The sequence below is a fragment of the Leisingera sp. F5 genome (assembly GCF_001593695.1).
In genome coordinates, this window is record NZ_LUKH01000924.1 from 1 (window position 1) to 1461 (window position 1461).

The 1461-nt window shown below is 63.0% G+C and carries 2 protein-coding genes; one reads left to right on the forward strand and one right to left on the reverse strand.

Annotated elements, in window-relative coordinates; translation table 11 throughout:
• On the reverse strand, positions 1–643 hold a 643-nt coding region (locus tag A2I95_RS37490), incomplete at its 3' end, for a DUF1045 domain-containing protein (protein ID WP_291737528.1).
• A 50-nt stretch (positions 644–693) separates the two neighbouring features.
• On the opposite strand from A2I95_RS37490, the gene A2I95_RS37495 reads away from it, so the two are divergent.
• Positions 694–1461, forward strand: a 768-nt coding sequence (locus tag A2I95_RS37495) for an alpha-D-ribose 1-methylphosphonate 5-triphosphate diphosphatase (protein WP_291737529.1), incomplete at its 3' end; no start/stop codon positions are given.

The following is a 1461-nucleotide window of genomic DNA, read 5'->3' on the forward strand; positions in this document are numbered from 1 at the left end:
CGTCCGGCGCCTCTCCCATCAGCGCCAGATCCCGGATTGCAAAAGGGGCAGGCAGCAGCGGGAGGAGATGCGTGTTGAGCGCGTCTTGCACTGCAGGCAGCTGCAGCTTGGGCAGTTTGCCGGTCAATGTGATGTGAAAGCGGAACTGGCCCAGGACATAGGGGTAGCCCCAGCGGCTGAGGTTTGCTTCCTGCTCCGGGTTCAGTCCTGCGCCGCGGCGGCGTTCCAGCGCAGCCTCAGACGCGGGCGCGCGAAACGGGTCAAGCTCTGTCACGCAGGCGGCGGCCAGCGCCATCAGCGCGGTCTCGTCCCCGGCAGGGCGCAGGGCCAGGAAACGGCCCAGCCGCGCCAGCTGCAGACCGTCCAGCGTGACCGGTTTTTGCGTGGCGGCCAGCGCTGCGCAGGCGTCTTCAAGCGCCGATCGGGTCTGCCCCTCGGCGAGGCGCATTGGCGGCTTCAGGGTGGCGTGCAGCCCGTATTTGCGCGGCACATCGGTGATTGCCGCCACATCCAGCCCGTGAACTTGCGGGTGGGACAGGTCCAGACCCGCTTCCATGTCCCAGCCCAGCCAGCTGGCAGCAAACCGGCTCCACGCTGCCTCGGCAGGCGGGGCGTAATAGATCGCATATCGCGTGAATGTCACATTGGCCTCCTAAAAGTGGCCTTCCATAGCTCGAAAGATGTGAAGTTCAGATGACAGATGAATTGATCCTTGCCAATGCCACACTGGTGCTGCCGGGCGAGACCCGGACCGGACGTGTGAAAATCACCGGCGGTGAAATCACTGATATTGCCGAAGGGGCTTCGATCCCGGCAGGAGCCGTGGATTGCGAAGGAGACTACCTCAGCCCGGGACTGGTGGAGCTGCACACGGACAATCTGGAACGTCACATACAGCCCCGGCCCAAGGTGGACTGGCCGCATGCCAACGCCATCATTGCCCATGATGCGGAACTGGCGGGCACGGGGATCACCACGGTGTTTGATGCCATGCGTGTGGGGTCGATCAGCCGCAGGGAAAGCCGCTACGGCGCCTATGCCCGGCAGCTGGCCTCCGAACTGCTGGAGCTGCGGGCTGCGGACGCGCTGAAGATCTCGCATTTTCTGCATCTGCGAGCCGAAGTTTGCAGCGATACGCTGCTTGATGAGCTGAATGCGTTTGGAGATGCGGACCGTGTAGGGCTGGTTTCGCTGATGGATCACACGCCGGGCCAGCGGCAGTTCCGCGATATCGCAAAGCTCGAGCAATACGTGAAGGGAAAGCATGGGTTCGATGATGCGGCTTTTCAGGCACATGTTGCGCATCTGAAAAAGCTGCGCGAAACCTATGGCGGCGTGCATGAAGCTGAGGCGGTGAAAGCCGCCAGGCGGTTCGGTGCCGTGCTGGCCAGTCATGACGACACCACAGCAGGTCAAGTGGCTGTTTCAGCCCGGCATGGCATCAGCCTGGCGGAGTTTCCG